This window comes from Crenothrix polyspora, from assembly GCF_900163755.1.
Taxonomy (GTDB): domain Bacteria; phylum Pseudomonadota; class Gammaproteobacteria; order Methylococcales; family Methylomonadaceae; genus Crenothrix; species Crenothrix polyspora.
Genome location: NZ_FUKI01000126.1, coordinates 156049 through 163763 on the forward strand (window position 1 = coordinate 156049; position 7715 = coordinate 163763).

The 7715-nt window shown below is 43.6% G+C and carries 4 protein-coding genes and 1 pseudogene; 4 read left to right on the plus strand and 1 reads right to left on the minus strand.

Annotated elements, in window-relative coordinates; translation table 11 throughout:
* Positions 1-24: 24 nt before the first annotated feature.
* The 4 genes from CRENPOLYSF2_RS12060 (at position 25) to rnd (ending at position 6454) form a co-directional block, all read left to right on the plus strand.
* Positions 25-3237, plus strand: coding sequence for an LPS-assembly protein LptD (locus CRENPOLYSF2_RS12060; RefSeq protein WP_087144184.1), 3213 nt, complete (start codon positions 25-27; stop codon positions 3235-3237).
* Entirely contained in the window at positions 3237-4541 is a 1305-nt protein-coding gene (locus CRENPOLYSF2_RS12065) for a peptidylprolyl isomerase (protein ID WP_087144185.1), read from the plus strand. The genes CRENPOLYSF2_RS12060 and CRENPOLYSF2_RS12065 overlap by 1 nt, the downstream gene beginning before the upstream one ends.
* Positions 4542-4574: 33 nt before the next feature.
* A complete protein-coding gene (locus CRENPOLYSF2_RS12070; RefSeq protein WP_087144186.1) occupies positions 4575-5228 on the plus strand; it encodes a DbpA RNA binding domain-containing protein in 654 nt (217 codons plus the stop codon).
* Positions 5229-5299: 71 nt separating this feature from the next.
* Entirely contained in the window at positions 5300-6454 is a 1155-nt protein-coding gene (rnd, locus tag CRENPOLYSF2_RS12075; protein WP_087144187.1) for a ribonuclease D, read from the plus strand.
* Positions 6455-6500: 46 nt separating this feature from the next.
* Here the strand turns inward: rnd and nhaD are convergent.
* Positions 6501-7652 (minus strand): annotated as a pseudogene (nhaD, locus tag CRENPOLYSF2_RS12080) (sodium:proton antiporter NhaD); the annotation flags it as partial.
* Between the last annotated feature and the right edge of the window lie 63 nt (positions 7653-7715).

Consider the following 7715-nt stretch of genomic DNA (forward strand, 5'->3'; position numbering starts at 1 on the left):
TACGTCACAAGACTTACACTGCCTATGGTTCGTCGTTTATTTTGGGTTTGTTTACCCACACTGCTGTCACAAGCCAGTTTGGCCAGTGATGACGCTTGGAATTGCCAACAAGATAAGAATAGCAAAGAATGGGTTTGTATGGGCGATAAAAACCCAACACCGCCTGTCGATGCAGCTAAGCAACTTGGTAACAAACCGCTTGTTAAAAACAGGGCGAGTGTTGCTGCGCCAGCTATGCAACCGATTCCGGAAAAACCAGGCGCTTTAGCGCCTGCTAGTAAAGTTGAGCCTGTTAAACTTAGGGTAGCGCCTGTTGTTAAAACTGCGCCGGTCAGCCTTCAGCCCCCCGCCACTGAGCCTACAACCAGTACGCCCACTACAGTAACTAAAGCGCTTGACGCTATGTCGGCAGCGAAAGAGCCGGTAGAGATTCCCGATACTACAGTGGAAGACATTCCCGTTGTTGCCGAAAAAGCTAGTGCGACTGATGTTACGCCTGCACAATCGTCGACTGATCCTGGCTGGCATTGTGGCGCTGTGGATGCAAAAGAAAATTGGGATTGTAAATTGGTCGGGGCTGACCCTAAAGGTAAGCCAAAAACCGTAAAGTCCAGTGATGACGACTTTGATTGGCGTTTGCTGGCACCGGTGTTTGATCGTCAGGAAGAAAGTATCTTCAGTAATTTAAACGATCGATTTCCCGTTGATCCGTGGGCAACGTGCAGCGTAGAAGCCAGTGCGCGGAAAAACAAGCCTGCGGATAAAAAGCTGCGCGAAGAATCACCGTTGGATATGAATTCTAATTACTCGGAAGTTTTTGATAACGAAGTGGGTAATTATGTGGGTAATGTTGATATAAGTCGTGCCGATCAGCGTGCATCATCGCAGGCCGCGCATTACGATACCGTATCTGAAATACTGGATTTACACGGTAATGTATTTTACAGCGAAGATGAAATCGGCATGTACACTAACTCGGCAACATTAAAACTCGCCTCCGATGAAGCACGGCTCAGAGACAGCTTGTTTATCTCGCCCACCACGCCGATCAGAGGCCGCGCCAAAGCTATTTACCGAGATAATAAATTTTTATCGCGTTACCGTGATGCGACCTATACCAGTTGTAAACCCGGCAATCAGGATTGGGCGGTACACGCCAGCGAGTTAAAACTAAACAAAGAAACCGGCAAAGGTGCCGCCAAAAATGCCTGGTTAGAGTTTAAAGGCTTCCCCGTGTTTTATTCGCCGTATTTGTCGTTTCCTATGGATGACCGGCGCATGACAGGGTTTTTAGCGCCAGTATTTCATAATACACGCAGTAATGGCTTTGATATCAGTACGCCGTTTTATTGGAATATTGCACCCAATTATGACGCGACCTTAAGACCGCGTTACTTAATGGAGCGGGGAATTTTGTTGGGTGGTGATTTTAGATACCTGACAGAAAGCGCACACGGTGAGTTCAGTGCTGAGTTTTTACCCAATGATGCAAAGTTGTCGGGTAATACAAAAGTGGGGGACACGGCGGTTAGTGAAAACCCTAATTATGATAAATCCCGATACCAGTTTTCTTTAAATAACGCGATACGATTTTCGCCTAAAATTACCTCGAATGTGGATTTAAATTATGTATCCGATTCAAATTATTTTTCTGATCTAGGTAATTCTTTAAGCTTTTCTAATTTTAGGTATATTAAAAGTAATGCTGATCTTAAATATATTGATGACGGTATTCGCTTAACGACCCAGGTGGTGAGTTATCAGAAAGTCGATCCTACCTTAACGGGTCGAAGAGTGCCTTATCGTATGCTGCCGCAGATTAATTTAGGCTTGGATCACACCTTTAATCTCATGAATACGCCTGTTTTCGCCGAGCTTGACAGTGAATTTGTGTATTTTCAACATGATACTGACACCGAATTAAAAAAAGTAACTAATCCAGTGACGGGAAGGCAAAACCTTCAGTCAGTTACCACAGTCGTCCCCGAAGGTCAGCGTTTAAATATTAAACCTTCTGTGAGTTTGCCGTGGAAATCGGAGTCGGCTTACATTACGCCCAAAGCATCGTTGCAGTATACGCAGTATTTACTGAATAATCAGGGTGACGCTCATCCTGACACGGTGTCCAGAGTATTGCCTATTTTGTCTGTGGACAGTGGTTTATATTTTGAGAAAAATGTAGATATTGCCAGCACTACCTTGCAACATACCTTAGAGCCGCGTTTATTTTATTTGTATATTCCAAGGACAGGTCAGAAAGATATGCCTGTGTTTGATTCGGGGCTTTATGATTTTCGTTATAACAGCATGTTCAGGGAAAACCGCTTCAGTGGTACAGACCGGGTGCAAGATGCTAATCAATTCACGTTGGCGCTGACATCGCGGTTAATCGACCCTCGTAATGGCAAGGAGCGCTTAAAGCTTAACGTGGGCAGTATCTTGTATTTGCAAGATCGGGATGTCACGCTGGCTTCATGGAATTCAGACGAGACTACGTCAGATGGTGATACGTATGAAGCGAATCCAGAAAAATCTGCTTTCAGGCAACAACGGTTTTCTAATTTTGTCGCCGAAGCCAGTAGCCAATTAAGTGATCATTTTTCAATGGATGCCGGTTTACAATGGAATCCGCGTACCAACTATATGGAACGCGGTAATATTGGTATGCATTTTGTTAATAACCCAGGCGAGCTGATTAATTTGTCGTTTCAGTACCGCAGAGATGATTCAAAATGCCGAACCAGTGATGCCGTTATAGAAAAAAACGTGGGGGTGGCTTATAAACCCGCAACACCCGGTTGTGAAAACTTACCACACGCGACACCCACTGCGGCTGAGTTGAAAGATCCGGACAGCCCTAATAACCCCTACAACGATAATACGACACAGGATATTATCCTGTCCGATGCGTCTTTTCGCTGGCCAATTTATGATGACTGGTATGGCATAGGGCGTTGGCAATATTCCTGGGCATATGGCAGAACTCAAGAAGCATTTTTGGGTTTAGAAAAAGAAAACTGTTGCTGGCGCTTTCGTATTATTGGTCGACACTATTTTAACGGGCTTACCAATCCCAATTCCTCGGTAACAACTTCGGTGGCAAACAGCTTAGCCAGTGGAGCCGAAGCACAAACCGGTGTATTTTTCCAAATAGAATTAAAAGGTTTAACGGGTATTGGTCAAAAGCTTGATGACTTTTTTGAACGTAATATTTATGGTTACCAGAAGCCACAATAATGATGAATCCACTACAGATAAAAAAAACGCTTGTCACCGTCATAACCGGTTTTGGGTTATTGCTTAGCGTTAATGCGTATTCAGAGCGCTTAGATAGAATCGTTGCGGTTGTCGAAGATGATGTCATTTTAGAACGTGAGCTTGAACGTGAAGTAACCACCGTGGTTAAAAGAATTCAAGCCAGTAAAATGGAAATGCCGCCGTGGTCGGTGTTACGTAAACAAATTGTTGAAAAAATGATTATTGAGAAGCTTCAGCGCTTATTAGCAGAGCGAACCGGTATTAACATTAGTCAAGAGGCACTGGACAGCGCCGCCGCTGACATCGCGCAACGCAACAATATGAATACGCAACAGTTTAAAACTGAGCTGGAAAGCCAAGGGCTGTCGTATCAGGATTTTTTAAGTAATTTACGTAATGAAATTATTATTAATCAGGTGCGTGGTAAAGAAATTGGCAGCCGTGTTAACGTCAGCGACAGTGAGGTTGAGCACTATTTAGAAACACAAGATAAGTTTGGTGAAGAATCTACCCAATACCATTTGGGGCATATTTTAATTGCGGTGAAAGAGGCTGCATCGTCAGCGGAAATTCAAAAAGCCAAGGCCAAAGCCGATAATTTGGTCAGCAAGCTACGCGCAGGCCAAGATTTTTCTCAGGCGGCGATCAGTAACTCTCAAGACAGCAATGCTTTAAAGGGCGGTGATTTGGGTTGGCGTAAAATTGCTGATGTGCCAAGCTTGTTTTCTGATATTGTCAGTAAATTATCGCAAGGTGAAATTACCGAACCTATTCGTAGCCCCAGTGGTTTTCATATTGTTAAATTGCTGGAGGTTAAAGGCATAGGTAAGGCAATGATTACTAAAACCAAAGTCCGGCATATTTTAATTAAAACTAACGAGTTGATAGACGATGCCGAAGCGCAAAAGCGCTTGTTGGCATTAAAAGCCCGTATTGCTCAAGGGGATGATTTTGCGGTATTGGCACGCGCTCAATCCGATGATAAAGGCTCGGCGTTAAAAGGTGGTTCGCTGGATTGGGTTGCGCCAGGCGATATGGTCAAAGCCTTTGAAGACAGTATGAGCAAGCTGGCAGTCAATGAAATCAGTGAGCCGATACAAACCCAATTTGGTTGGCATATCCTTCAGGTGTTAGGCCGTGAAAATAAAGATAACAGCGACCAAAATAAGAAAAATTTTGTTAAAGAAGCCATACGCAAACGCAAAATTGAAGAAGAAACCGAGCTGTGGTTACGGCGATTGCGCGATGAATCGTTTGTGGAAATTTACGAGGATCGTATCTAACGTGATCTAAACGTTAGAAGATACCACTTCAGGATGAGTACACATCAAGCACTGCCCAGTATTGTTACAGAGAGTGAGCAATTAAAAGCCAGATTGCAGGTAATTTTAAGCAATCAAGATTTACACGCGCAACGCGTATTACTTCTTTCTTTGGCAGATGATTTGGCGGTTGATTTTTTGGATTGTGCCGCTGCTTTGTTGGCTATTATTCAAAAAGATAAGCGTGCAAGCGCTGCGCTGTTAATGGCAGACAATGCGATTATTCTACCCTTGGTAAGCGTGTCTAATTCTGTGGGAAACACTTTACGCGCAGAGACCGATAATCACACGGTAACAACATTATCGGCGCTTAATATTGTTATGCCTGCTATAAAAATGCTGCGTTATCGATTGGACATCGGTAAAAAACACCAGCTAACGCTGACACAACTCAAAAAACTATTGGTTGAAGAATCTGGAGTCGATGAAAATAACATTAATAATGTTATGATCCACGGTCAATACACACTGGTCGAATTGCCGGATGACATGCCGCAAGATATTTTTCAGCATTTAAGATCGGTGGAATTTAATCAACAACAGCTTAATATAAAACGATTAAAATCGCGCAGCAAAAAACATAACTATAATCGTTTTCGGCGCGGCAAACCACGAGCGGTTACGCTTGCTGATCCCGATTCGAATTAATCCCTTCAGCCAATATTATTTAGGACTTCGGAGACACCGCGATAAAATACTTGTCGTGACAGTCAACCATTATGACCACTATCCAATATATCGATTCCGCAGAGCAGTTGCCGCTATTATGCGAGCAAATTAAGCAAGCCGCTTGGTTGGCGCTGGATACGGAGTTTTTACGTGAGAAAACCTATTACCCTAAATTTTGCTTATTGCAAATTGCTACGCCAGAGTGGGTTGTATGCGTTGATCCGATTGCCTTACCGCAACTGGAAACGTTGTTTGATGCGATTTATGATCCCAATATTATTAAGGTGTTTCATTCCTGTCGGCAAGATTTAGAGATTTTTCATCAAATCACCGGTAAATTACCCTCACCCGTGTTTGATACCCAAGTGGCAGCACCTTTATTGGGTTTTCAGGATAATCCTGGCTATGCCATGTTGGTATCCAGTTTTTTAAACGTCAATTTAAATAAAGCCCATACCCGTGCGGATTGGAGCAAACGCCCGTTGAATGAAGAACAAATTCAATACGCGGCCGATGATGTGATTTATTTGTGCCAAATTTATCAGGTCATGATACAGAAGCTAGCTGAGCTTGGACGTACTGATTGGTTGATACACGATTTTGCAGCGTTGGAAAATCCTGAACTTTATTTGGTTGAACCTGAAAAAGCGTGGTTAAAAATTAAAGGTAAAAACAAGTTAACTGGTAAGCAATTATCTATTGTGCAGGCCTTGGCAGAATGGCGAGAAAGAACTGCACAAGCTGAAAATCGCCCTAAAAATTGGTTATTACGCGATGAAATTGTTTTTGATATTGCTAAATTGCAACCTGAAACACCGGCACAGTTAGCCGATATTCGTGGTATGGATATGCGGATTATCAGTCGGCACGGTGTCGCGCTGAGTAAATTGGTGAGCGAGGCTAAGTTGCGTCCACCCATTCCGTTGAGCTTGACGGGGCGATCTGCGAAAAAATCTCAGCAACAAGAAGCCATTTTGGATATTTTGACGGCATTAGTACGGATACGCGCAGAAGAAAACCAGTTGAATCCGAGTATTTTGGCCAGTCGTAAAGATTTGGAAGTATTGTTATTTGATGACGATGATGAATGCCCGTTGTTGCACGGCTGGCGTTTTAGTATGGCGGGTAAGGAGTTAGTGGGTTTGTTAAAAGGTGAGTTGTCGCTGGGAATTGCTGTTGATAAAATAAATATTATCAATAACTAAAAATAATTACGCCTCCGTAGAGGCGCAGAGAATGAAGAATATTGAATTAAAAATAACGGGCATTAATCCAAAAATGTACAAAAATACTGGCTACATAGCCTAGCAAAATAGTAGGCATCCAACGCATGTGGTAGCCGAAGGTATAACCCTCTTTGATCTGGCCGAGTAAACCAACGCCTGGCGCTGAACCAATCGCCAACAAACTTCCGCCTACACCCAGTGTCAAGGTGAGCAATAACCACTGCCCATGTGGCAAGTTCGGGTGCATATTGAGCACGGCAAACATCAGCGTGCCGTTATCGATAAAAGCCGATGACAATCCGATGATGATATTGGCATTGGTTGGATGATTTTGGCCGTATAAAAAACCGGCAATGGCATCCAGGTAGCCGATAAAACTCAATGCGCCAATAATCATCATCGCGCCATAAAAAAACAGCAAGGTATCCCACTCCATATTGCCGACATTCTTGTAAATATCAAAATCCTGCTTTTCGTTGTCAACAGGTACATCCACCCCAAAAAATTTATACGCATAAGCATACTGGCTTTCCTGGTTCTTGACCGTCTTGGTCAGATAAAAGCTGAAAAACTGCAACAACGCCAACCCCGCCATCATGCCAGCGGCGGGAGGTAGTTCAAGGTAGACATTAGCCCACACTGTAATCATTAGTGTCACCGCGAAAAAAAATAAAATCCGCTTACTTCCGCGCCTAAGATTTATCTTCCGACTGGATGCGGCGGGTGTTTCTTTGGGAACAAAAAAGTGCATGATGATGGCGGGAACGAGAAAATTGACCAAGCAGGGCAGCGCCAAAGCGAAAAAATCTGCGAAGTGCAGGATTTTATTTTGCCAGACAAACAGCGTCGATATACCACCCAACGGGCTAAATGTCCCACCTGCATTGACAGCAACAACGATATTGACACAGGCTATCCCAATGAATTGCTTTTTATTTTTACCTACCGCCGACGCTACCGCCCCCATTAATAAGCCAACCGCAAGGCCGCTAACCACGGTAGAAAGCAAAAAGGCCAGAAAGCCGGTTATCCAAAACAATTGCCGGTAGTTAAATTGCTTGTTAAGCAGCCAAATCCGCAGACCATCAAAAATACCGCGCTCTTCCATAGCGTTTAGGTAAGTCATCGATACCAGAATGAACAGAAGCAGTTCGATATAAGCCAGCAAATTGCTTTCGAACCGACATTCCGCACCCCCCTACCCAGAATTTGCATATAATTTAACATACCGATTTCCAAG

What these genes read in the sequence shown, in the direction of transcription:
- CRENPOLYSF2_RS12070 (WP_087144186.1), top strand. Translation starts at nt 4,575, where the DNA reads ATGAGTACACATCAAGCACTGCCCAGTATTGTTACAGAGAGTGAGCAA.
- CRENPOLYSF2_RS12065 (WP_087144185.1), top strand. Translation starts at nt 3,237, where the DNA reads ATGATGAATCCACTACAGATAAAAAAAACGCTTGTCACCGTCATAACC.
- CRENPOLYSF2_RS12060 (WP_087144184.1), top strand. Translation starts at nt 25, where the DNA reads ATGGTTCGTCGTTTATTTTGGGTTTGTTTACCCACACTGCTGTCACAA.
- rnd (WP_087144187.1), top strand. Translation starts at nt 5,300, where the DNA reads ATGACCACTATCCAATATATCGATTCCGCAGAGCAGTTGCCGCTATTA.